This window comes from Propionicimonas sp. (assembly GCF_034927565.1).
Classification (GTDB): Bacteria; Actinomycetota; Actinomycetes; order Propionibacteriales; family Propionibacteriaceae; genus Propionicimonas.
In genome coordinates, this window is the sequence record NZ_JAYFPT010000016.1 from 43599 (window position 1) to 68670 (window position 25072).

Sequence of the window (25072 nt, forward strand, 5' to 3'; positions counted from 1 at the left end):
ATAAACCCCCTTTCGACTCCCCTCGCACCGCCCCCTCCCCCACCCTCCCCACCCCTCCCGGCCCCTCCTCACTCCTCCGGCCCCCCTCGCGATCCCCTCCCCTTCATCGAGCGCCACCCTTGGCGTCGAGCGCTCCGCCCAGGGGACTGGCGCTCGACGCCCAGGGTGGCGGTCGACGGCGTGGGGACGACGGGAAGCGCGCTCGACGACGTGGGGACGACGGGCAAGGGCGGTGGACGACGGGCAGTGAGGTGGGGAGGGGTGGGGGGAGGGCGAGGGGTTTTCGCGGTTGGGAAGGGCTCGTCTATCCTTCGCTGGTGCGCGAATTCCCGCCCCAGCCACCGTGGCGGGCCCAGACCATCGCGATCGACGATCCCGGGCCGCTGGAGGCGTATCTCCCGGCTGCCGCATCCTTGGCCTGGCTGCGACGCGGTGACGGCATGATCGGACTGGGCGAGGCCGCCCGGCTGGAGGGCGCCGGCTGGGACGAGGCCGACGGATGGTGGCGGGAGTTCTGCCACGGCCTGGACATCGAGAGCGACCTGCCCGGCGTCGGCGGGCCGATGGTGTTCGCGTCCTTCCCCTTCGACCCCGGCCACACCGCGGCCCGGTCGGTCATGGTGGTGCCACAGGTGGTGCTGGGCCGCCGCCGCGGTCAAGCCTGGCTGACCACCATCGGCTCGGAGCCGATCGCCGCGCCGGTGCCGGTCGGCGATGTGATCGAACGACCCCGGGTGAGTGGCGTGACCGGTCGCAGCCTGGATCGCGAGCAGTGGCAGCACATCGTCGCCGAAGCCGTCGTACGGATCGAGCGCAACGAGCTGAGCAAGGTGGTGCTGGCCCGGGGGGTCGACATCGCCACCGCCTCGCCGATCGACCCACGCTGGCTGGTGGGGGCACTGGCCGACCGGTATCCGAACTGCTGGACATACTGCGTGGACGGCCTGGTGGGCGCCTCCCCGGAGATGCTGGTCCGGCTGGAGGACGGGCTGGCGATGTCGCGGGTGCTGGCCGGCACAATCCGCCGCACCGGGGCCGAGGAACTGGATCTCAAGCTCGCCCACGCGCTCGCGCGCTCGAGCAAGAACCTGATCGAGCACGAACTCGCGGTGGACTCGGTGGCTGCGGCACTGGCCCCGTTCTGCTCGGGCATGAACGTCCCGGACGCGCCCTATGTGCTCGAACTGCCCAACGTCCTGCACCTGGCCTCGGACGTGACCGCCGTCGCCCACGGCGACATCAGCGCGCTGCACCTGGCCTCCGAACTGCACCCCAGCGCTGCCGTCTGTGGCACCCCGACCGTTACCGCGCGCGCCACCATCGCCGAGCTGGAGCAACTCGACCGTGGTCGTTACTCCGGCCCGGTCGGCTGGATGGACGCCCGCGGCGACGGGGAGTTCGCGATCGCCCTGCGCTGCGGACTGATCGACGCCGCCGACCCGCGTTCGATCACGCTCTATGCCGGCTGCGGCATCGTCGCCGGGTCCGATCCGGCCGAGGAGTACGCCGAGACCGAGGCCAAGCTGGTCCCGATGCTGGAGGCCCTCGGCGTTCCGTCCTGAGCCACGGCCCCGCCCATCCCGCAACCGCCGAGCCCTCCTCAACTCGACCCTGCGGCTCGTGCTCGACTCTGCCGCCGCTACACCACGCGCAAAGTCGAGCAAGGCACGCACAGTGGAGACGTCAGGCGCTGGGGCGAGCGGCCCGGTGCCGGGCGCCAAGACCGCTGGGCGCCAAGACTGCCGGGGGCGTAGTCCGCAGGCGGCTGCTACTTGAACTCGACCTTGGCGTTGTGGTTCGGCATCTCCACCCAGGTGCGGCCGGGCGCCATCTTCAGCGGGGTGCCGTCGTCCAGGGTGAACTCGAAGCGGTCAGCCACCCCAGCCTTCTTCCAAGTGCCGGTGACGTACTTTCCGTCGTGGAGGTAGACGAACTTGTCGCTGCCGTCGATGATCGAGTAGAGCGGCTCGGTGTGCCCGGAATAGCCCTTGAGCACACCCATCTTCCAGGCGCAGTAGACGATCAGGACGTTCGGCGCAGTGACCTGCTTGCCCTTGCGGACCTTCCAGTCGTACCAGGTGGCGCTCTCGTGGAACCGGATGGCCTTCTTGAAGCTGTCGCCCGACCAGGTCCAGCGGTGGTACTCGGTCATCGAACCGGCGTAGGTGATGGTGATCCGCTTCACCGCCGTGCCGTTGGCGGTGGAGGCGTCCTCGTCGGGTTGGGCGTACTGCAGGTACACCGGCGGGACGACGTCCGGGGCGAGCTTGGCGTCCCGGGACAGTGCCTTGGGCATCGCCACCACCGATTTGTCGCTGAGATTGCCGCCCTTCCACCAGCCACCGGGGTTCCAGAGCTTCCAACGGTCGGTGCGGTCGCCGTACTTCTCGCGCAATTCGATGTACTTCTTGTTCTTGCGGACGTACTTGAGCACCCACGGGGTGGCACCGGTGCAGGCCAGGACGGGCTTCAGCGGCGCCAGCAGGGCGACATCGACCGGACGGGTGGACCGCACCGGGTTCGCCCCCTCGGCGGGGAACTTGCTGTGGAAGACAGCGCACAACCGGGTGGTGTCGTAGGACTTGCCCTGCGCCTGGACGAAGACCAGATCGGCGGAGTCAACCCCACTCTGCGGGAACGACCGCTTCTCCACCGGCACCTTGACCGCCACCGCGGAGTGGGCGGCCTTCTTCTCCTCGCCGTCCTTGAACGGGACGCCGGTCAGCGGCCAGCGTGGCGTGGTGTCGATGTAACCGGTGGGGGTCGGCGACGGGGTCGGCGTCTCAGACGCTGAACCGCCAGGTGACGGCGGCGGCGCCGAGTTCGACCCTGACGGGGCGGGCTGTCCGGTACACCCGGCTACTGCTGCCGCTCCCGCGACCCCGGCCACGCCCACCAGCACTGACCGGCGACTCACTGCACCCATTCCGACGACCACCTCTCTTCGTGTGCCCGACCATGCTAGGGCCTCGTCGGCGTTCCCCGCGCGACGATCAGGTGTTCTGGAGGAAGATCAGGTGTTCTGGGGGAAACCGAGCTGCAGTCCGCCGTGGCTGGGATCGAGCCAGCGCTGGGTGACGGCCTTCGTCCGGGTGAAGAAATGGACGCCCTCAATGCCGTGCGCGTGCGAGTCGCCGAACAACGAGGCCTTCCAGCCGCCGAAGGAGTAGAACGCCATCGGCACCGGCACCGGGACGTTGATCCCGATCATGCCAACCTCGACCTCGGTCTGGAACCGGCGGGCGGCGCCGCCGTCGTTGGTGAAGATGGCTGTGCCGTTGCCGTACGGGCTGGCATTGATCAGCGCCAGCCCCTCATCGAAACTGGACACCCGCACCACCGACAGCACCGGGCCGAAGATCTCGTCGAGGTAGATGCTCATGTCGGTGCCGACATGGTCGAACAGGGTGGGGCCGACGAAGTAGCCGTCCGGCCCGCCGTCGAACGCGTCCTGCCGGCCGTCCACCACCAGGCTGGCACCGGCGCCGACTCCGGCGTCGATGTAGCCGGCGATCCGGTCCCGGGCCTGACTGGTGATCACCGGGCCCATGTCGCAGCCCTTCGAACCGTCGCCGGTGCGCAGGGTTCGGGTGCGTTCGGCGATCTTGGCCACCAGGTCGTCAGCGATGCCCTCCAGCGCGACCACCACCGAGATCGCCATGCAGCGCTCGCCGGCCGAGCCGTAGCCGGCGCTGACCGCGGCATCGGCGGCGAGGTCGAGGTCGGCGTCGCCCAGCACGAGCATGTGGTTCTTGGCCCCGCCGAGCGCCTGGACGCGCTTGCCGGCCGAGGTTCCACGTTCGTAGACGTACTGTGCGATCGGGGTGGAGCCGACGAAGGAGACTGCCTTCACGGTGGGGTTGTCCAGCAGGGCGTCCACCGCCTCCTTGTCGCCGTGGACGACGTTGAGGACGTGGTGCGGCAGCCCGGCCCGGGCCCACAGCTCGGCGATCGCGTTGACCGCGGACGGGTCCTTCTCCGAGGGCTTGAGGACGACCGCGTTGCCGCAGGCGATCGCGATCGGGACGAACCACATCGGCACCATCGCCGGGAAGTTGAACGGCGAGATCACCCCCACCACGCCGAGCGGCTGCAGGATCGAGTAGGCGTCCACCTTGGTGGAGACGTTCTCGGAGTAGCCGCCCTTCAGCAGGTGCGGGATGCCGCAGGCGAACTCGACCACCTCCAGACCGCGGGTGACCTCGCCGAGAGCGTCGGAGGTGACCTTGCCGTGCTCGGCGGTGATCAGTTCGGCGATCTCCTGCTTGTGCTGGTTGAGCAGTTCCCGGAAAGCGAACAGCACGCGTGCCCGGCGGGTCAGCGACGTCCGCCCCCAGAGCTTCGCGGCGACCGAGGCCTGGTCGACCACCTCGTCCACCAGTGCTGCGGAGGCCAGGTCGAGGACGCCGGTCTGTTCACCGGTAGCCGGGTTGAATACCGGGGAGGTGCGCTCGGCCACGCCCGGCCAGGGCTGGTGGCCGATCAGGTGGGTGATCCGGGTGGGCTGGGCGGACATGGCATCCTCTTCCGTGAGACTTTGTAAGGACATTCTATCAATACCGCCCAATGGTTGCCCTCCGCAGAGTTGCGTACCCGGGCCCCGCGGGTGCGACACGACCCCCACGACGCCCCGTCACCTTTCTGGCGGTCAGCGGCGCGACGGAACCGTCTGAAGCAGATCGGCGCGGGCCTTCCGGGTCAGCGGTGACCCCCGCGTGACAGAACTGTCGCCCCGAACGGTGCGGCTGGTCCAGGTCGAGCAGGCAGCTAGTCCAGGTCGAGCAGGCCGCGAATGTCCTCGGCAGTCAGCGGCGCGGCCAGGTCGGAGCCTTCTCCCATGACGGCGTCGAACAGCTCGCGCTTGCGGCGCTGCAGGGCGACCACTTTCTCCTCGATGGTGTCGGAGCTGACCAGCCGGTAGACCATGACCGGCTTGTCCTGGCCGATCCGGTGGGTGCGGTCGATCGCCTGGGTCTCGGCGGCAGGGTTCCACCAGGGGTCGAGGATGAACACGTAGTCGGCCTCGGTGAGGGTGAGCCCGAAACCGCCTGCCTTGAGGCTGATCAGGAAGACCGGGTCGGTGCCGGCGCGGAAGGAGTCGATCCTGGCCTGCCGGTCCCGGGTCCGGCCGTCCAGGTAGGCGTAGCCGATCCGCTCGGCATCCAGCCGGTCGCGGACCAGCCTGAGGAACCGGGTGAACTGGCTGAACACCAGTGTCCGGTGGCCCTCGGCCGCCAACTCGGTGACCAGGTCGATCAGGGTGTCGATCTTGGCCGACTGGGCGGGCGCCCCCTCCTCCACCAGCGCGGGCGACAGGCTGAGCTGGCGCAGCACGGTGAGCGAGCGCAGGATCGCCACCCGGTTGCGGTCCAGGTCGTCCACCAGCCGCAGCACCCGCTTGCGCTCGGCGGCCAGGTGCCGGTCGTAGATCCGCCGGTGGCCAGGCCCCAGCGCCACCTCCAGTACCTGCTCCTGTTTGGGCGGCAGTTCGGTGGCCACCGCCTCCTTGGTGCGTCGCAGCATCAGCGGACGGACGCGGCGGTGCAGCCGGGCGAGCGCGTCCGGGTCGCGTCCGGACTCGATCGGACGGCGGTACAACTCGGCGAAGGCGTCCGGGTCGGCGAACAGCCCCGGCGCGGTGATCGACAGCAGCGACCACAGATCCATCAGGTTGTTCTCCAGCGGGGTGCCGGTGACCGCGAACTTCACCCGGGCGGACAACCGGCGGACGGCCTTGTAGGCGCGGGTGGCGCGGTTCTTCACGAACTGCGCCTCGTCCAGCACCACCGCCGCCCAGGGCAGCCGGGCGTAGTCCTCGTCCTCCAGTCGCAACAGGGTGTAGGAGGTCACCACCACGTCGGCTCCGTCCCGCAGCGCAGCCAGCGATTCGGGACGTCGCGCGGCGGTTGCCTCGACCGTCCGTACCCGCAGGCCGGGGGCGAACCGCTCGGCCTCCCCCGCCCACGTCCCGACCACCGAGGTGGGCGCGACCACCAGCACCGGGTGATCGAGGTCACCGCGTTCGGCGGCGGCGGCCACCACCGCCAGCACCTGGAGAGTCTTGCCCAGGCCCATGTCGTCGGCCAGGATGCCGCCCAGCCCACAGCGCCACAGGAAGGACAGCCAGCGATAGCCGGCCACCTGGTAGCTGCGCAGGGTGGCCCGCAGCCCGGACGGCGCTGGCACCGCAGGCAGGTCGGCGGTGTTCAGCAGACCGGCGACCGCCTGCTGCCAGGCCCGGGACTGTTCGGCCACGACGCCGAGGTCGACCAGATCCTGCCACAGCCCGGCGTGCTCCAGGCGCAGTCGCAGCCCCGATCCCGGCTCGGCCTGCAGCAGCAGCGCCTCGTCGATGATCACCCGCAGCTGCTCGAACTCGGGGCGTTCGAGGCTGAACCAGGTGCCGGAGTCGAGAATCAGGTGGCTCTCGCCGCGCGCCAGGGCGGTGAACAGCTCGCGGAACTCGACCTGTTCGCCGTCCACGCTGACCGTGACCGCGAGATCGAACCAGTCGGTCTGATCGGAGTCGGAGACCCCGACGCTGACCTGCGGCGCGGCCTCGGCCCGGCGGTAGACCGGCGGCGGCTCCGAGAGCGCAATCTCCAGCTGGTCGAGTTCCTGCAGCTGGGGCAGCCATTCGGTGACGAAGCCCGCGGACTCCACCCCGGACAGCGTGGCTTCGGGCACCAACTCAGGGCGCCCTGCGGCATCGGTCACCGCCCAGGGTTGCTCGGGCAGCAGTCGCAGCAGGGCTGCTTCGGCGATCGGGTCCCGCACCGGGGGCTCCCCCGGTGCCGGCGCGGCGGTCAGGTCGATCACCTGGCTGCCGATCCGGTAGCGGAAGCGCCAGCGCAGCCGGGTGGTGTGCCGTTCGCCGAACTCGACATCCAGCCGCACCACCGGGGGTTGGGCCAGCGGGAGATCGAGGCCCGGCTCCACCGTCAGGTCGAGCGAGCGCTGCAGGCTGGGCAGAAAGCCGGCGGTGAAGGCGGACACCTCGGCGGCCGGGATCTCCAGCCGCGGGTAGCGCACCAGCAGGGTGCGGGCGGCAGCGGTCAGCGGATGTGCCAGCCGTCCCAGGACGAGCTCACCGGCCCGGAAGACCGCCACCCCGTGGGCCGGGTCGCCGACCAGCGCACCTGGATGGAGCTCCCAGTCGTGGCCCTCGGCAATCAGGGTGGAGCGCAACTCGACGCCGGTCTGCGGCCCGGACGCGGGCGGGACGCCGTCCGCGACGGTCTCGGGGAGCTCGTCGCCGGCCGGCTGCGGAACCTGATCGGTGGCCTGGCCGTCTGGTGCCGGCTCCTGCCTGCCGCGCAGCGACGACGCCATCTGGGCCACCCCGTCCAGCAGCCTGACCGAGTCCACCGGCGGAACCCCGTGGAAGGCGACGCCGGCGAGCCGGACGTCGGCGAGCAACTCCCAGACCGCCGGGCCGAACTCGGACAGCGACAACGTGTCGACCCGGGCCTGGTAGCCGTGCGGCGAACGCGAGGCCTGCCGCAGCGCAGCCACCGCGCGGCGCTGGGCCTCGTCGAAGCTGGTGTCCCAGCCGCGGTCGACGGTGTCGAAACTGACCCCGGTCCGGATCCACCGGCCGCTGCGACCCAGGGTCAGCAACCGGAGCCGGATCTCACCGCTGTCCGACCGTTGAAACTCGATCGCCAGCGGCTGGCCGCCGCTGCGGACCCGCCGGTCCTGTTCGGTGAAGGCGCCCAGCACCTGCTGCCAGCGCGGTTGGGCCTGCGTCCGGCTGCGGTTGCTGAAAGCCACCAAAACCGCCGCGCCGTGCTTGCAGTTGGTCCGCACCGGGCAACTGCAGAACGAACTGATGGTGCCGTCGCCGCCGATTCGCACCACCGTCTGGTAGCTGTGCCACCGGGTGCCGCGGACGTTCGCCTGCAGCACCTGGCCGGCCGCTCCGGCTGCCGCCGAGACCTTCCCCACCCGGCCCAGGGCGACGTACTGGCGTCCGGCGCTGACCGCGTTCGGCCCGAAGGTCGACAGCAGCCGTGCCTCGCTGAGTTCGGCCAGCCCGGCCCGGGGATCTGAGGTGTCCGACATCGCAGCCGAGGGTACCTGCCACCACCCCACAGTCGCTCACCCTGGGTCTGGTTTGGGGCGAAGCTCAGTCGCGTGACAGGGAAGAACCACCCTCAACGCCACGACCGAAGATCCGATCGTGAGGTTACGTGACCGTGATCTTGTAGCTTCTGGTCTTTCCCCCAGCCTTGACCTTGATGTACTCAGTGCCCTTCGAGGTGGCCACCAGTCGGCCGGCCTTGTCGATCACGACGATGTCCGGCTTCGACGAGGAGTACGTCACCTTCACTCCCGTCGCCTTCGAGGAGGCGTACTTACCGGTGGTGTAGGCGATCTGGCCGACCTTCATCGTCCGGGGTACCGCAGCGGTCACCTTCGTCACCTTCGCCTTTGGCTTTGACTTCACCACGGTGACCTTGATGGACGCCGACAGCTTCTTTCCGGCGGCGTTCTTCGCCTTGCTGGTGGCGGTGATCGTGACCGTACCGGTCTTCTTCGCCCTGATCACGCCGCTGCTGGAAACCGTGGCGACCTTGGTATTGGACGACTTCCAGACCACTGCTCCGGAGTAGTCCGGATGCAGGCTGGCGTCGGTGTAGTAGACCGCCTCCTCCAGGGTGAACGACTTCCCCTTCACCAGCCGCAGCTGGGCCTGGTTCAGCTTCACCTTGGCGACCACCGGCGTTGCCACCGGCGTGCTTGGCACCGGCACAAGGCCAGCCATGGCGGCGGCGAGCGCCGTCGCCGCGCCATCGAGCTGTGCCTGCGTCGCCGACGAGTTGTCCAGCACCTGCTTCGCGCTCCTGAGCTGGGCCTGGAAGGCCGACCACGAGGCGGAGGTGTAGAGGTGATCCGAGTTCGTCAGCTTCGCTGCCGAGGCATACACCTGCTGCAGCACCGTCCGGTTCGGTGCCACCACCGCCGGCGACACCTTCAGGCCCGCCAGAGCAGCAGCCAGGGTTGTCGCCGAGGCATCGATCTGCGCCTGGGACGACGAGGCATCGGCGAGCACCGCTTCGGCAGCCTTGAGCGCCGCCTGCAATGCCGACCAGGAGGCCGCCGTGTAGGTGCCATCGGCATTCGACAGGGCCTTCGCGCTGTCGACAACCTGCTGCAGCACCGTGGTGATGGGGGCGATCACCAGGCCCGACACCGCAGCATTCACTGCGACAGCGGCCTGGTCGAGCTGTGTCTGCGACGCCGACGCGTCGGCCAGCACCGCCTCGGCAGCCTCGAGCGCCGCCTGCAACATCGACCAGGAGGCAACGGTGTAGGTGCCGTCGGCATTCGACAGGACCTTCGCCGCATCATGCACCTGCTGCAGCACCGTCGGGTCAGGCGCAATCACCAGCCCCAGGACGGCGTCATTCAGGTCCTTGACGGCGGCATCGAGTTGTGGCTGCGACACCGCGTCGTCGTCCAGCACAGCCTGCGCGCTGCCGAGCGCCGTCTGGAGCTCCGACCACGATTCGGCGGTGTACCTGCCGGTGGTGTTCGACAGTTCCGCCGCCGCGTCGTACAGCTGTTGCAGCAGGGCCTTGTCGGGCGAGGCGACCGGTTTGGCCGTCAGCCCTGCCAACGCCTCCTGCAGCACCGCAGCGGCACTGTCGAAACCGGTCTGGGTGGTGTCCGCCGCATCCGCGAGGACATCCTCGGCAGCCGCGAGTGCGTCCGCCAGCGCCTCAACCGAGCTGTCAGTGAAGCCGGACAGTTTGCCGTTCAACGCGCCGGCGGCAGAGACCAGGGCCTCCAGCACTGCCGGATCACCCCTGGACACCAGCAGCGCGATGGCGCTGTTCAGCGCCTCCGTCGCGTCATCGATCTCAGCCTGCGTGGCGGTGGCGTCATCCAGCACGGCTGCCGCCGCCGCGAGCGCGACCGACAGCCCGGCCCACGACGACGAGGTGTAGTCCGGCTCCGCGAGTGCACCCGCCCGCTCCACGGCTTCGGCCAGAGCGGCCTTGTCGGTCACCACCGGCACCGCGGAGATCTCGTAGTCGGCCGAAGCTGTCAGGGCGCGGGTGCCCACCACCAGATCGTCGATGTAGTAGGTGTTGTCCAGGCTCCCGTTCCGCACCGCGATGGTGCCGCTCGGGGCGCACAGGTCTTCACTCCAGTGAGCAGTGTCGACCAGTTTCCCGTTGACGTAGGTCATCACCCGGCAGCCTTCGATGGCCAGGATGATCTCGTTGTCCGCACCCGCGCCGTTCACGCCCGTCACGGTCACGACCGCACCCCGGGCCACGACACCGGGAGTGGTGCCGACGTCGGTGACACCGCTGGCACGCTTCAGGGTCTGACTGCTGAAGAGCTGGTAGAAGTAGTTGCCCTTCGCCGCCGTGCTCTGGGTCTCCCCGGCGTGCGCCAGCATGGTGATGCCATAGCCCAGCGTGTTGGTGCCACCGACGTTGGCGCTACCGGTGAACTTCACCACATAGTCGGTCTGATCGGCCCCCGCCGGGGCGTCCTTCAGCAGCGTCGACTTCGGAACCGCCGAGTAGCCGCCGGTACCGACCAGCATCCGTCCGTCCTGGACCGTCCTCGCCGTGCCTGCGGTGAAGGGGCTGGTGCCGGAGAAGTCGTCGCTGAAGAACGGCGTGATCTCGAAGGCGGAGTTGTCGAAATCATCGGCGAGATCCTCATAGTGCTCGGTTGATGTCGCCTTCAGGGTGAAGCTGCCCTCGGTCTTCACCTCGACCGACCCGTCGGCGTGCACCTCGGCCACCTCCGGATCGGAGGAGGTGAAGCTGACATCGGTGAAGACCAGTTCGGAACCATCCTCCAGGATGCCGACCAGCCTCGGTGTGTCGATGTCTCCGATCGAGTCGAGGTTCGCCCGGACCTCCAGCGTGGCGATCTTCGGCGTGTCGGAGACGGTCACGCTCGCCGTCGCTGTCCCGGTGCGGCTGTCCTTGGTGACCGTGACGGTGATGGTCGCGGTCCCCCCGGAGACACCAGTGACCACGCCATCATCGTCCACCGTGGCGATCGACGGATCGCTGGAGGAGTAGGTGACGGTGGCGCCCGCCAGATCGGCGGCGGCCGAGGTCTCATCGACCACCGACAGCGCGGTGGTCAGCGCCGTGCCGACGAACAACTTTCCGGACGCGGTCAACGTCACGTTGTACAACTCGGGAAGATCCACGCCGCCCGGTGCCGGTACGACCGTGTGCGTGCCCGAGCCGACCTCGACGGTGAGGAAGCCACCGCTGCGGGTGGCGGCCACCACCTCACCGTCCACCAGCACATTGCCGTAGGTCGGGTTGGTCTCGGGGACCGACACCGTCGCGGCCGTATTGGCCGGCACGGTCACCGTCCCGGCGAAATGGTCACCGGTGGTGTCGGAGCTGGCCGAGATCTGGCCACGCAACGTCGGCACCGTGATGGACGCGGTGGCGATCTCACCGGGTTGGAATTTCACGGTGAACTCCGCATAGCCGGGGGCGGTCGGGTTGATGCCGAACATGCCGTGGGCGATCGCGGCGCCCGGCGAGGATCCCCAGGGATGGGAGTAGGTCATATTCGACTTGCGCGAGGGATCCCAGGCCTCGGGCGAGATGGTCGCGTTGAGGGTGTTCAGGACGTGGGCGAAGGTCTTCACGTTGCTGCTGTCCGGGTTCAGCAGGAAGTCGAGCGCACTCTGGCCGCTGTTGCCCGCGTACAGACCGTAGAGCACGAAGAAGGAGGCGTAGATGCTGCCCTTGAAGCCGCCTGTGGACGCCAGGTACGAGCCCAGCGCCGAGGCCATCTCCGGGCTGTCGTAGATGCCGTAGGCCAGCGCGAAAGCCGTGGAGTGCTGGGCGTAATGGGTCGACTTGGTGCCGTTGGTCGCCATCGAGTCGATGAATGCACCCTTGCTCGCGTCGTACATCTGCGAGATCAGCGCCGCCTTGATGTTGGTCGCCCGCTGCTGCCAACTTGCCTGGTCGGAGCTCTCCCCGAGCACCCCGGCGATATTGGCCATCGCCTGCGCTGCGGCGGAGTAGATGGCGTTGTACGGCGTGTTGAAGGCCGCCAGGCCGGAGACCGGCAGGCAGACCAGCCCGTCCTGCTCGGTGGTCGGCCAGTCGATCAGCGGGGTCGAGCCGCCCTGGTTGCCGCAGCTGTTGCTGGTCGACACCAGGTTGTAGGTGGTGTCATAGCTGCCTGGGAACTTGTTCTTCAGCTTGGCGTAGAAGGCGCTGATCGAGTCGGCGTTCTGGGTGTGCAGGTACTCGTCCCAGGCCACGATGACGGAGAACAGCTTGTACTCGGCCGGCCAGGTCTCATGATCGACCAGGTACTCGCTGGTGTGGCGCGCCAGCGCGTAGTTGGCACTGACGGCGGTGGAGGAGCCCCAGTTGACGATGACGTCGCCTTCGTAGGCGCGGCGCTCCCGCGCCTGGGAGTCCGTCCACAGGTCCTGGTTGGTCGCCTCGACGGAGTACTTGGTGAACTCGTAGAGCTCATTGAGGAACGCATCGGACGAATCGAAGCTGGAGGCGTCAGAGTCGAACTGCTGGGTATCAGCCAGCCCGGTCACCATGTCGGTCGTGATTGCGACCGGCGAACCGCTGATCTGGATGTAGCGGAAGTTCTTCATCAGGGTGGTCCGCAACGTCTGCTGCCCGGCCTTCAGCGTCCAGGTCTCGTCGTAGGTCGGATGTCCGGTGCCGACGTACTTGACGCTGCCGTCGGAGTTGAGCGCCTCGCCGTACCGGACGGTGATCTGGCTGGCTGCCGGGCTGTTCAGGCTGAGTTGCAGCGAGCCGACGATGGCCTTCTTCAGCGTGATCAGGTAGCTGCCGTCGTCCATCGCCTGCACCGATTCGGCCGGCATCTCCACCCGGGTCGCCGATTCGGCGGGATAGGGCACCAGCACGCGGGAGCCGTTGATCGCCGCCGAGCGCAGCGTCGCTGGCTGCCAGGCGGCGCTCTCGGTGTAGCCGATGTCGGCAAAACCCTCGGGATAGGCGGCCGCGTTGAGGTTCTCCTTGTGCTGCTCGTAGTAGCCGCTGCTGCCCTGGCTCACGTTCCCGAAGGTCTGCGTGCCGTTGTAGGCGCTCCACTCCGCAGCATCCCGGCCGGAGTTCGTCACGACCTGCTTGCTGCCGTCGGTGCGCCAGACCTCCAGTTGGAACAACACCGCTCGGGAGTCGTCCTTGTTGTAGTTGATGGCCGCGATGACGTTCTCGCCGTCCTGGAGCAGGTCGGTGACGTCGTAGGAGTTGTAGTACTGCAGGTTGCCGGCGGACGTGCTGTCGTTGCGGCGGGCCGGGCCGGCGCCGATCGCCTCACCGTTGACGTAGAGGTCGTAGACGTAGGCCTTCACCGACTCGCTGTTGAACCCGGTTGCCTGGATGACTGCCTTCTCGATGGTGGCTGTGTTGGTCAGTTCGAACGAGTGCCGCAGGAAGAGGAAGTAGGGGCTGCTGAGCGCGGTCGTCGTGCCATCGGTCACGGTGCAGCCGGAGAAGGCCGAGCTGGTGCCGAGGCCCTCGCCGCTGAAATCCTCGGCGTAGAGCCATCTGCCGGTGTCGAGGCTCTGCACCGTGATGTTGTCGGCGTAGAACGACTCACTGCTGCCGGTCCGGAACCCGATGGTGCCCGATGTGGCGTGTGTCGAGGTGCGCTGGTCGACCTGGGTGCCGTTGATGAAGGTGGTGAGCTGGTTGCCCTGGGCCTCGATGCGGACCCGGAACCAGGTATCGGACGGTACCGTCACCGTGGTGGCGGTCAAGGCGACGTAGGTACGGCCGGTGTGGGGGGTCACCTTCTGGTCGGACGCCCGGAACTGCCACATGAAGTTGTTGGTCCCGTTGTCGCGGAACACGACACCGGCCACGGTGGACGTCTTCAGGTCCATTTCGACGGCGTAGTTCGTCCACTGGCTCAACGATGCGGCGGCGAGTTTGGTCGGTGCGGTCTCCGACTCGAGGCCGGTGCCCAGGGCGTCGCTATCGGCCACCGTCAGGTAGCTGGCCGTGCCCTTGGGGACGCTCAGGTACACCTCGGCGTCGTCGTCGGGAATGACGGGTGACTCAAGCCAGACTCCTTGGGTATTCGCCCACGCGGTGCCGGTGGTGAAGGACTGGGGTTCAGAGAGCGGGCTGGCCGCACCGTCCTTGTCCTTGGTCTGCACCTGCCAGTAGTACAGCGAGTCCTCGGAGAGGACGCCGGCGATGTCGGGGATCTCAACTCCGGTGTTCTGCGCCGATTCCACCCACTGGGTGTCGTGCAGATACGTCTCTTCTTCTCCATTCGCCTTCGAGGTGGAGACGACGATGCGAAAGGCGGTCTGCACCTCGTTCTCATCCGGATCGTTCACCACCCAGGAGACCGAGGGCTCAAGAGTGTCGACCGAGAGCGCGTTGGCCATCAATTCCGTGCGAAGCCCGGTGGGCGCGCCGGGCGCATGATTGTCATCGGCGACCGCCGGCGGTGCGATCACTATGGTTGAAACGATCATACCGCCACCAACCAGCAGGCTGACCAGCCCCCGGAAGCGACGGCGGGAAGACCCATCAAGCCTAGTAGATACCATTTCTATGCCCTTCTCCGGCAACGTATGACAGATCTCCACAGACCCACAGCAGGTTGACAGGACGTTCATCACTGAAACGTGTCAATCGCAGGCTGGATCAGAGGTTAGTTCAGCCATCGGAAGGGCGTCAACCCCCATTGTGATTCTGGTGCGTCCACCGTGCACGGCCTTTTTCCCAAGCTTTTGGCCGGCCGCCAAGACAACTCATAGGCCGGTGCAACTCACTGCTGACCAGGCCATACGCCCGAGCAGCCTGGCCGTCAGGACGCTGACGGAATCGCATTCTGGGAGGTTCCGGGCACAAGGCCCGAGTCACCGGCGACGGTGGCAGCTCACGGCTCAGGACTGCCAGGCGCCCCGCCACAGCACACGTGCGACCGCCAGGTCATCGTCCAGCACCAGCAGGTCGGCCCGCTTGCCGGCTGCCAGCCGTCCCACCTCGGGCAGGCCGAGGTAGTCCGACGGCACCGAGGTCGCCGACCGGACGGCCTGCACCAGCGGCACCCCGGCCGCCACCACGTTGCGAACCGCCCGGTCAAGGGTGAGCGTGGAGCCGGCGATCGCGCCGTTGCTGACCAGCCGGGCAACCCGGTCACGCACGACGACAGCGAGCTCGCCCAACATGTAGTCGCCGTCCGGTGCGGCGGCGGCGCCCATGGCGTCGGTGATCAACGCCACCCGTCCGGGGGCAGTGGCCATCACCCAGGCGATCAGGTCGAGCGTGACATGCACCCCGTCCGCGACCAGTTCGACGGTCACTCGCGGGTCGTGCCACAGCGACAGCACCGGTCCGGGAGCCCGGTGCAGCAGCGGCGGCATCGCGTTGAACAGGTGCGTGGCGCCGCGGGCACCGGCCTCGACCGCCGCACAGGCGGTCTGGTAGTCGGCGTCGGTGTGGCCGATCGCCGCCAGGCAGCCGCGCGCGGTCATCAGCCGGATCGACTCCAGGCCGCCGGTCCGTTCGGGAGCGATGGTGGCCATCCGGACGGCCCCCCGTCCGGTCTCGAGCAAGGCGGCGACCTCGGCAGGGTCGGGGTCGGTCAGCAGTTCGGGCGGATGCGCCCCCTTGTACTTCTCGGCCAGCCACGGCCCTTCCAGGTGGATGCCAGCCAGGTCGCCGGCCTCCACCAGCGGCACCAGCGCTGCCACCTGGGCGTGCAGGTCGGGGATCGTCCCGGTCACCAGCGAGGCGACCATGGTCGTGGTTCCGGTCGCCCGATGGACAGCCAGCACCGTGTGTGCCGCCTCGGCTCCCTCGGTGAAGGTGGCTCCGCCGCCGCCGTGGCTGTGCACGTCGACGTAGCCGGGGACGACCGTCCCGTCGAGCCGCTCGTCCGGGGTGGACGACGGCACACCGACGCCCACCGCAACGATCCGGTCGCCGGCCAGCTCGACCCACCCGGGCGTGAACTCGTCGGCGTCGTCGAGCAGGATGCGTTCTGCGCTGAGCAGCATGGCTACCTCAGACCTCCAGTCGCTGCCAGTCGGGCAGGTTCGCGTAGGTTTCCTGGTAGTAGTCGTGCAGCGCGAGTCCGGCTGCGGCCGCCTCGTCCACGACGATCGTCGCGTGCTGGTGCAGTTGCAGGACCGACCCCGGCCACATCGCGGTGACCGGCCCCTCCACGACGGCAGCGATCGCCGCGGCCTTGTTCTCCCCGGTAGCCATCAGGACGACGTTGCGGGCGTCCATGATCGTCCCCAGGCCCTGGGTCATGCAGTGCCGCGGCACCTCGTCGATGGAGGCGAAGAACCGGGCGTTGTCCTCCCGGGTGCGGGGCGCGAGGGTCTTGATCCGGGTGCGCGAGGTCAGTGAACTGGTCGGCTCGTTGAACCCGATGTGGCCGTTCGAGCCGACCCCCAGGAACTGGATGTCCACCCCACCGGCGGCCCTGATCGCCGCCTCGTAGGCGGGTCCTGCCGCCTCGAGATCCGCGGCGAAACCGTCAGGGACGTGCACCCTGGCCGGATCCAGCCCGAGCGGGACGGTGACGGTGGCGTTGATCACCTCGTGGTAGCTCTGCGGATGCCCCGCGGCGATGCCGACGTACTCGTCGAGGGCGAAGGCGGACGCCTGCGAGACGTCGAGCTGTCCGGCGGCGACCAGCTTGGCAAGTTCGTTGTAGGTCTTCACCGGGCTGGATCCGGTGGCCACGCCGAACACCACCGCCGGGCCGATCGCGGCGGCGAGTTTGGCGGCCTTGGCGGCGGCAACTTGCGCCACCCGGTTCTCGTCGGGGCAGATGATGACTTCCATTGCTGGTCTTCTCCTTGGTCGGTCGGTTGGGGTTGGCTCGGGTCACTCCGCCTCGGGCTGCAGCATGTCGCCGCGCAGGCTCATGTGGAGTCGGTAGCGGTCGCCGCGGTAGCGGGAAACGCTGAATTCGATCGGGCGGCCGGCTGCCATCGAGACACGCTGGAAGACCAGCAGCGGGGTGTGCAGCGGAGCCGCCAGGGCGGCCGCCATCGCCGCGTCCGCGCTCTCCCCCCACAGCACCTGCTCGGCGGCATCGATCCGGTGGCCGTAGGCGTCGCGGAGAATCTGGTAGAGCGAGTCCCCGGCGAGATCGTGGCCGTCCAGGCCGGGAAGTTCGGCAGCCGGGTACCAGCCGTCCTCGTGGGCGATCGGGTCGCCGTCCGCGAGCCGGATCCGGACGATCCGCCACGCCAGCTGACCGGGCTGCAGACCGAGGGCGACCTGGACCTCGGGGATCGGGAGTTCGCTGGTGACCGAGATCAGGTGGGTGCCGGGTACCAGGCCACGGCGGCGCATGTCGTGGCTGAAGGAAGCCAGGTGCAGCTGACTCTCGACCACCGGACGGACGGCGAAGGTGCCCAGCCCGTGGCTGCGCTGCAGCAGCCCGTCGGCGACCAGGCCGTCGATCGCCCGGCGGACGGTCTCGCGCGAGACCCCGAGCTCGGCCATCAGGGCGCGCTCGGAGGGAATCGCCTGGCCGGGGACGGCCACGGCGACGATCCGGTCCCGTACCTGGAGGTGCTTGGGAACCGGTCCCGTGGTGATGCCGCCCCGCACCCCGCCTCCTATAGGTCCATACTGGTCCGTACCACCTAACCTGCCGCGTCAGCGGACCGTTGTCAACCCTGGACGGACCTGGCTGGATCCGCGACAGCAGGCAGCCGACTGTCGCCCGGCCCGGTCACGGCCGGCTGTGGCGCTGCCCGGCCCCGCACAGCGGACAGATGTTCAGCGGCGCGGCGGCGGAACCTTCACCTTCGGCGCCGTCCCGGACTTCTTCGCGGCCTCCTCGCGCTGCAGCGCCTCCTGCTCGGCCTTGAGTTCGTCCATGTTGAAGGTGCCACGGAGGAAGACGAAGGCGACCACCGCGACCCCGAGGGACACCGTGACCGGCCAGCGCAGGATCAACGGCGCAGTGATCAGCGCGACCATGTCCAGACCGCGGAACAGGTTGAACAACAGCGTCGGCGGCATTGCGCCGGACGAGGTGGCCATCATCGGCACCCCGAAGTCGACTTTCTTCGCGGTCTGCCAGCGCACCGCACCGAACAACCCGGCGATCGCCGTCGCCAGGGCCACCACGAAGCCCTCGGTGAGGCTGCGGTCGGCACCGGTCTGTGAGATCCCGACGAAGGCCGGGACGGCGAGCACCGCCCACACCAGCGCGAGCAGCGCCGGCACCGCCATCACCGCCGTCCGGATCGTCGAGGTCTTGAACGGCAGCATCCGGGCCAGCCCCCCGGTGCGGGTGAGCACCCGCAGGCTTCCCAGGAAGGGCACCAGGGCGATGAACAGCGCCAGCCCCGACAACAGCGGGTTGAGCTGGCTCATCCGCAGCGCATCGGCCGCATACGGCACCACCAGGCTCAACGCCAGGCCGATCCACGACTTCGGGTTGCGCTTCAGCCGCTCGACGTCACGCCAGATCAGCGCGGTCACCCCGAGTCCGCGGCCCTTGGTGGGACGGACGTGCCCGCGTGCGGCGGCCTCGCGCTCGACCAGGATGTCGCGGATCAGCCCGAAGTCGAGGGCGAACATGGCGCCCTGCATGCCCGAGACCAGGGAGCCGCCGGAGAGCAGCCGGGCCCGGCGGATCGACTCCAGTCGCCGCCTGGCGGCCAGCAGCCCGAGCACCAGCCCGACCAGCGCTGCCACACCGATCCCGCCGACCACGGCGTCCGCCACCGGACCGGAGGCCACCTCGGTCATCGGCAACCAGCCGGCGGCAACCGAGACCACGGCCAGCAGAACCACCACCATCGCCCCGCCGAACCCCCACAGCAGGCCGCGGACCAGCCAGGTGCGCTCCCGGGCCTGCTCCACCGCCGCCAGCGCCATCAGCGCGGCAGCCCCCAGCCCGGCGCTCAGCGACCAGACCACCAGCGAGGCCGGCCCCATCCCGACCAGGGCGCCCACCAGAGCCACCACCACCGCCAGGATCACCCCGCCGAGGATGACCGGCAGCCGCAGCCGGCCGCCCAGCAGACGCCGGCGGCTGATCGGAGCGTCCATCAGCCAGAAGCCCTCCGCTGCCGAAGCCAGCACCGGGCCGAACAGCCGCGCCACCGCCAGGGTGAGCGCGAAACCGGCGAAGACCACCGTGGCCGGCATCAACAGCCGGGCCGCGCCGCAGCCGGCGGTGGTACAGGCGGCGGCGCCGGACTGCGCCTTCTGAACCACGCTGAACGCCATCGCACCCAGCATCACCACGCTGAAGATCGCCACGTAGCCGTCCTGTAACACCTGCCACAGGGTGCGGGTGGCGCGCCCGTGCCGCCAGAGCTTGATCTGCTCGTGGAGGTCGGCCTCGTCCACCTCGACGGGTTCGAAGTCGGGCACAAAGTGGAAGTCCCACTCCGGTTCGGGGACGACCTCGACCTCCACCGGCAGCGCCTCGGGCAGCCCGGCCCGGATCAGCTTGCGCGACTTCTTGCTCATTCGGCACTCTCGTCGCCGGCCAGTTCGGCGCCGGCCAGGCGGATCACCCGGGTCGCGACCGCGTCCACCAGGGCCGGTTCGTGGCTGGCCATCACGATCGCCAGTCCGCGGGCCCGCTCAGCCTTGAGCCGGGCGGCCAGCCACTCCACACCCTCGGTGTCCAGCCGCTGCTCGGGCTCGTCGAGAATCAGCAGCGAGCGGGGCCGGACGAAGGCGGTAGCCAGCGCCAGCCGGCGGCGCTGACCCGACGACAGCGTGGCGGGCAGCTGCCCGGACTGCGGGACCAACTGCACCTCGCGCAGCACCTCGTCCACCGACTCCTCCGGGTCGGGGATGCCGTGGGCCCGGGCCAGCAGGTCGAGGTGCTCGACGACGGACAGGTCGGGGAAGAAGTCGAGGTCGTCGATCACGGTGGCCACCTCGCGCCGGACCTGCGGGTTGGTCTCGTTGACCGCGATGCCGTTCACGGTGACCGTGCCCTCGTCGGGTCGGTCGGCGCCGACCAGGCAGCGCAGGACGGTGGATTTGCCGGCGCCGTTGCGTCCGGTGAGGGCTACCGCCTCGCCCGCATGCACCTCGAGGTTGAAGCCGTCGACGATGACGACCGGCCCGAAGGCCTTCTTCAGCGCGGTGACCTTGAGCACCGGGGTTCGTTTTGCCACGAGGCTGATTCTCTCCCACCGGGACAACTCGTGCTGCACCGGGACCACGATTGCCCACTGGTTACGGGCTGTCGGACGGTCATGGCAGTCTTGTCGTCGTGCAGCGAAACGACTCCCGGGCAGGCCTGGATCGGCGGCGCGCCGACGTGGCCGCCATGTTCGACGAGGTGGCCAGCCGCTACGACCTGATGAACGACCTGCTCTCGCTGGGCCAGGACCGGGCCTGGCGCACCCAGACCGTTGCCGCGGTCGACCCGCTACCCGGGCAGCGCATCCTCGACCTCGCAGCCGGCACCGGAACCTCCTCGGCGCCATTCGCCGCGGCCGGGGCGACGGTGATCCCGGCCGACCTGAGCTTCGGCATGCTGGCCGAGGGACGCCGGCGGTTCGGTTCGCTGCCCTTCGTCAACGCCGATGCGCTCTGGCTGCCGTTCGCCGACGACGCCTTCGATGCCGTCACGATCTCGTTCGGGCTGCGGAATGTCGAGAACACCGGCGCCGCCCTGAAAGAGCTGCTGCGGGTCACCCGCCCCGGGGGACGGATCGTGATCTGCGAGTTCTCCACGCCGACCTGGAAGCCGTTCCGCGAGGTCTACCAGCGCTACCTGCTCACCATGCTGCCGAAGGTGGCAGCGGTGGCGTCCAGCAACCCGAGCGCCTACGACTACCTCGGCGAGTCGATCCTGGCCTGGCCCGACCAGCGCACCCTGGCCGACAGGCTGCACACCGCCGGCTGGCGCTCGGTCGGCTGGAAGAACCTCTCCGGGGGGATCGTCGCCCTGCACCGGGCGTGGGCCTGATGGCCCTGCTGCACTCGCACGCCGCCCGCAGCTGCCCGGTCCGCACCCAGAACGAGTTCCACCCCGGGCTAAGCCTGCCGCCACGAACCGAGCCGTTCGTCCCCCGCGTCCCGCAGGCGCAGGAACTGGTTGAGCAGGCCTACCAGAGCATCCTCGGCGGCACCGGACGGGTGGTCGATCTGCGGGTGCTGCGGGGCGAGCCGACCGGCGTCCAGCGGGAGGCCGGTGTGGCCGCGATGACGTCCGGAGCCGCGGTGATCGTCGGCGGGCTGCTTCCCGCCGATCTGGCCGGGCACCGGGTGGGCCGTCCCCACCTGCTGGTCCGCGACCCGGACGGCGGCTACGTCCCCGGGCTGGTGCGCGGCTTCCGGCAACTCGACCAGCGCCGCGACGACACCACTGCCACCATCTCCCGGCTGGACGACCTGGGCACCCGGGAGCAGGTCCGGGGATACCGGTTCCGGTGGCAGTACCGGTGGCGCTACGCCCTGCAGCTGGCGCACTACTACCGCATCCTGCAGGCCTGCGGCCAGGCGCCGGCGTCCGGAGCCTGGGGGCTGGTGGTCGGCACCGACGAGCTCGACGACCTCGCCCAGCCGGCGGTCTGGGTCGACCTCGAGGAGCCGGTGGTCGGCCTTGGCGGGGGCCAAGTTGCCGACGGCGATACCGAGGCGACCACCGCCCTGGCCCGCTACGACTTCGAGTTCGCCGGCCGGTTGGCGATTGCCGAGCAGGCCGAGGCGTCCGACCCGTCCGCTCCCCCGGCCATGCTGCCGGTGGTCAGCCGGGAGTGTGGGGGGTGCGCCTGGTGGCCGGTCTGCGAGCCCCGGCTCGACCCGGACGACCTGAGTCTGCGGATCAGCAGGTCGCCGCTGGATGTGTTCGAGATCACCGTGCTGCGGCAGGCCGGGGTGTGGACGGTGAACGACCTGGTCGACGCCGACCTCGATGCCCTGCTGCCCGACTACCTGGCCCGGATCACCCACCGCAAAGGTGCCGAGGAGCGGCTTCGGCTGGCGCAACACCGTTCCCGTCTGGTCCGCGACGGGATCGAACTCGAACGGGTCAACCCGGCACCGGTGGAGCTCCCCACCGCCGGGCTGGAGATCGACCTCGACATCGAGACCTCCGCCGAGGGCCGGGTCTACCTGTGGGGCTTCTGGCTGGACGACCCCGCCGGCGAACCCCACTACCGGCAGTTCAGCGACTTCCGCGAACTGGACGACGCGGCCGAGTTGGCCCTGGCCCACCAGGCGATGACCTGGCTGCGGGCTCGGACCGACGGCACCGACGCCCGCATCTACCACTACTCCGACTACGAGTTGCGGGCGATCGCCCGGCTCGCCCGGGCTGGCGACGATCCGATGCTCGGCTGGGCGGTGGAGTACGCCCGGGCCCACTTCGTCGACCTGTTCCCGATCGTCCGCCAGCACTTCTTCGGCACCAACGGCCTGGGCCTGAAGGTGGTCGCCCACGTCGGCGCCGGCTTCAGCTGGCGCGACCCTGACCCCGGCGGCCTGAACAGCATGCAGTGGTTCGCCGACGCGGTCGGCGGCCAGACCGCCGAGCTTCGCAGCCAGGCCCGCACCCGGGTACTGGAGTACAACGAGGACGACGTCCGGGCCACCTGGCAGGTGCGGCGCTGGCTGCGCTCGCTGGACACCCCAGTGGGCGATGACGGTTCGTCCAGCCCCGGCTGACGGCCGGGCGCAAGGTGAGTCGCCGCAGCCGCCATGGCCTCCCCCAACCTTGTCCCGAAAGGCCCTCGGCCCCTCCCGGCGCAAGAGCGTCGAGCAGCCGGGCACTGCCCCGGCCGGCCATGATGCGCCACCCGAACGGGCCGAGAGAGGACGACCCGCCGGGCGACGCTACTCGTCGTCCGGCCCGCGGTACCGAAGCGGCGCCAACGTCGGTCGCAAGGCATCGACCTACTGTTGGCTAGCACGTGCTAGTAGCCATTACTTTACCCTCCGGGATGGTCCTCGTCAAGACACTCGCGGTACTGGCCTAGCTCGTGCTATTCCTTACTGGTCAGGTGAAACCGAAGGAGATCCATGGCTGGCGATGGTGCCGCACGGGCGCGAACCGGGCAGCGCAATCCCACCATGGCCGACGTCGCCCGAGCGGCCGGCGTCTCTCGTCCCTTGGTGTCGATCGTCATGCGGGGCGTCTCGGGTGCCAGTGAGTCGACTCGGCGGCGCGTGCTGCAGGTCGCCGACGAACTGGGCTACGTGCCGGACGCCCGCGCCCGCAAACTGCGCCAGTCGCGCTCCGCACTGATCGGTGTGGTCTTCCGGCTCGGCGACCCCTTCCACAGCGACCTGGTCGAGGACGCCTATGCCAGCTGCGCCAGGCACGGCTACGAGGTGGCCCTGAGCGCCGTGACCGGCACCCGGTCAGACGCCGAGGCCGCCCTCTCGTTGCTCAAGGAGCGCTGCGACGCACTGATCCTGTTGGCCCCTGCTCTGGACGCTGGGGAACTGTCGCACCTGGCCGAGCAGGTGCCGACGGTCGTGGTGTCCCGCAAGCTCGAACCGGCCTCGTTCAGCGTCGTCCGGGCCGATGACCGGGCGGGGACGGAGTTGGCGGTCGCGCACCTGGTGTCGTTGGGCCATCGCCGGATCGCCCACCTCGCCGGCGCGGGTGTGGTGGCGGCGGACGATCGTGAGGCAGGCTATGCCCAAGCCATGAGGGACGCGGGGCTGGACGCCTGGATCGACATCGTGCCGACAGGGATCACTGAGGCGGACGCGGCTCGCTCCATGGCCTCGCTGATGACCCGCGACCGGCTGCCCACCGCACTGGTGACGTTCAACGACCGCGCCGCGATCGGTGTGCTGGACATCGCCGCCCGCCGAGGCATCGATGTGCCCGCGGATCTCTCGGTGGTCGGGTATGACGACTCCCGACCCGCGCGGCTGCCCTATATCGCTTTGACGACCATTGCGCAGAACACCCCGGAGCTGATGCGCGAGGCGGTCGCCCTGGCCCTGGAGCAGATCAGTGGCCAGCCACCACGGGAGGTGGTCCTTCACCCCTCCCTCGAGATTCGCGAGACTACTGCCCCACCCCAGGTGGACGTCTGACCGTACCCCGGTCAGACCAGTTCGACGGTGCGGTGCTCCACAGCGCTGGTCCGGGCGGCGTCCAGCACGGCCAGCACCTGAACCGCGTCCGCCACCGGGACGGGCACTTCGGTGCCGTCGGCCACCGCCCGCGCGAAAGCGGCGTAGTAGTCGGCGTGATTGCCCTGGACGGACGGAACCACCCGCTCACCGGCCGCCGTGATCAGCCGACCCCAGTGCTGCTCGGGCTCGAAGCCCCAGCCGTCCGGATCGTCCGCGGGACGCCGTCCAGCCTTGATCGCTCCGGTCTGCACGTCACTGCCGGTGGCCAGATAGGCGCCGCCCGCGCCGTACAGCTCCAGGACGCGGCGGACGACCCGATTCAGCTTGGAGGCAGACAGGAAGCTCGCCGTCCCGCAGCGGTGGTCCAAGCGCAGCACGAAGCCGGCATCGGTCGTGCCTTCGGTGAGCTCCACCCACTCCAGGTGGGCACTCACCCGAGCCACCGGTCCGAACAGCCACAACGCCTGGTCAACCAGGTGACTGCCGAGGTCGCGCAGCAGACCGCCGTGCGGACCGGCTTCGAGTGTGCCCGGCTCATCGAGGTCGAAGCTGGAGTTGAACCGCCAGATCTCGCCCAGTTCCCCGCTGTCGAGTACCTGCCGGAGGGTCTGGATGTCGGCGTCCCGCCGGCGCTGGTGGTAGACCGACAGCCGTACCCCGGCGGCGTCCGCTGCGGCTCCGAGTTCGGCGGCGACCGCCGCGCTGGGGGCGAACGGCTTGTCCGCCACCACGTGGACGCCGGCATTGATCGCCTCGCGGACCAGATCGTAACGAGTCTGCGGCGGCGTGGTGATCGTCACCGCGTCCACGCCGGCCGCCAGCAGGTCGGTGAGGCTGGCGTAGACCGGCATCCCGGGACGTTCGGCATGGAGTTCGGCGATTCGGGCAGGCGACCGGGTCACCACCCCCACGAGGTCCACCCCCTCGGCAGCATCGATATAGGGCGCGTGGAACCATCGTCCGCCACCGCCGTAACCGACCAGTCCAATCCTCATGAATCCTCC

The 25072-nt window shown here is 69.3% G+C and carries 14 protein-coding genes; 4 read left to right on the forward strand and 10 right to left on the reverse strand.

Going from position 1 to position 25072, the window contains the following annotated elements; genetic code table 11:
* Positions 1-317 precede the first annotated feature (317 nt).
* Complete coding sequence (locus VB080_RS04890; RefSeq protein ID WP_323417310.1) at positions 318-1562, forward strand: isochorismate synthase; 1245 nt, start codon at positions 318-320, stop codon at positions 1560-1562.
* A gap of 206 nt (positions 1563-1768) precedes the next feature.
* Here the strand turns inward: VB080_RS04890 and VB080_RS04895 are convergent, their stop codons facing one another.
* The 9 genes from VB080_RS04895 to VB080_RS04935 all read right to left on the reverse strand — a co-directional run bounded on the left by VB080_RS04895 (position 1769) and on the right by VB080_RS04935 (position 20149).
* A complete protein-coding gene (locus tag VB080_RS04895) occupies positions 1769-2926 on the reverse strand; it encodes a DUF3048 domain-containing protein (RefSeq protein WP_323417311.1) in 1158 nt (385 codons plus the stop codon).
* 87 nt (positions 2927-3013) lie between these two features.
* Positions 3014-4516, reverse strand: a complete 1503-nt coding sequence (locus tag VB080_RS04900; protein ID WP_323417312.1) for a CoA-acylating methylmalonate-semialdehyde dehydrogenase — start codon at positions 4514-4516, stop codon at positions 3014-3016.
* 251 nt (positions 4517-4767) lie between these two features.
* Positions 4768-8064 carry an SNF2-related protein gene (locus tag VB080_RS04905; protein WP_323417313.1) on the reverse strand — a complete coding sequence of 1099 codons (3297 nt, stop codon included), beginning with the start codon at positions 8062-8064 and terminating at the stop codon, positions 4768-4770.
* Between the two features lie 124 nt (positions 8065-8188).
* Positions 8189-14473 carry a family 78 glycoside hydrolase catalytic domain gene (locus tag VB080_RS04910; protein WP_323417314.1) on the reverse strand — a complete coding sequence of 2095 codons (6285 nt, stop codon included), beginning with the start codon at positions 14471-14473 and terminating at the stop codon, positions 8189-8191.
* A gap of 432 nt (positions 14474-14905) precedes the next feature.
* The gene (locus tag VB080_RS04915) at positions 14906-16021 is read right to left on the reverse strand and encodes an N-acetylglucosamine-6-phosphate deacetylase (RefSeq protein ID WP_323417315.1); all 1116 of its coding nucleotides are present in this window, start codon (positions 16019-16021) and stop codon (positions 14906-14908) included.
* Positions 16022-16028: 7 nt separating this feature from the next.
* Positions 16029-16820, reverse strand: a complete 792-nt coding sequence (gene nagB / locus VB080_RS04920) for a glucosamine-6-phosphate deaminase (protein WP_323417316.1) — start codon at positions 16818-16820, stop codon at positions 16029-16031.
* A 42-nt stretch (positions 16821-16862) separates the two neighbouring features.
* Positions 16863-17597 carry a GntR family transcriptional regulator gene (locus VB080_RS04925; protein WP_323417317.1) on the reverse strand — a complete coding sequence of 245 codons (735 nt, stop codon included), beginning with the start codon at positions 17595-17597 and terminating at the stop codon, positions 16863-16865.
* 171 nt (positions 17598-17768) lie between these two features.
* Positions 17769-19478 carry a DUF6297 family protein gene (locus tag VB080_RS04930; protein ID WP_323417318.1) on the reverse strand — a complete coding sequence of 570 codons (1710 nt, stop codon included), beginning with the start codon at positions 19476-19478 and terminating at the stop codon, positions 17769-17771.
* Positions 19475-20149, reverse strand: a complete 675-nt coding sequence (locus VB080_RS04935) for an ABC transporter ATP-binding protein (protein WP_323417395.1) — start codon at positions 20147-20149, stop codon at positions 19475-19477. The genes VB080_RS04930 and VB080_RS04935 overlap by 4 nt, the downstream gene beginning before the upstream one ends.
* Before the next feature lie 89 nt (positions 20150-20238).
* Between VB080_RS04935 and VB080_RS04940 the strand changes: the two genes are divergently transcribed.
* The 3 genes from VB080_RS04940 (at position 20239) to VB080_RS04950 (ending at position 24026) form a co-directional block, all read left to right on the forward strand.
* A complete protein-coding gene (locus VB080_RS04940) occupies positions 20239-20940 on the forward strand; it encodes a demethylmenaquinone methyltransferase (protein WP_323417319.1) in 702 nt (233 codons plus the stop codon).
* The gene (locus VB080_RS04945) at positions 20940-22640 is read left to right on the forward strand and encodes a TM0106 family RecB-like putative nuclease (protein ID WP_323417320.1); all 1701 of its coding nucleotides are present in this window, start codon (positions 20940-20942) and stop codon (positions 22638-22640) included. The genes VB080_RS04940 and VB080_RS04945 overlap by 1 nt, the downstream gene beginning before the upstream one ends.
* A 354-nt stretch (positions 22641-22994) precedes the next feature.
* Positions 22995-24026, forward strand: coding sequence for a LacI family DNA-binding transcriptional regulator (locus tag VB080_RS04950; protein WP_323417321.1), 1032 nt, complete (start codon positions 22995-22997; stop codon positions 24024-24026).
* A gap of 11 nt (positions 24027-24037) precedes the next feature.
* Here the strand turns inward: VB080_RS04950 and VB080_RS04955 are convergent, their stop codons facing one another.
* Positions 24038-25063 carry a Gfo/Idh/MocA family oxidoreductase gene (locus VB080_RS04955; protein WP_323417322.1) on the reverse strand — a complete coding sequence of 342 codons (1026 nt, stop codon included), beginning with the start codon at positions 25061-25063 and terminating at the stop codon, positions 24038-24040.
* Between the last annotated feature and the right edge of the window lie 9 nt (positions 25064-25072).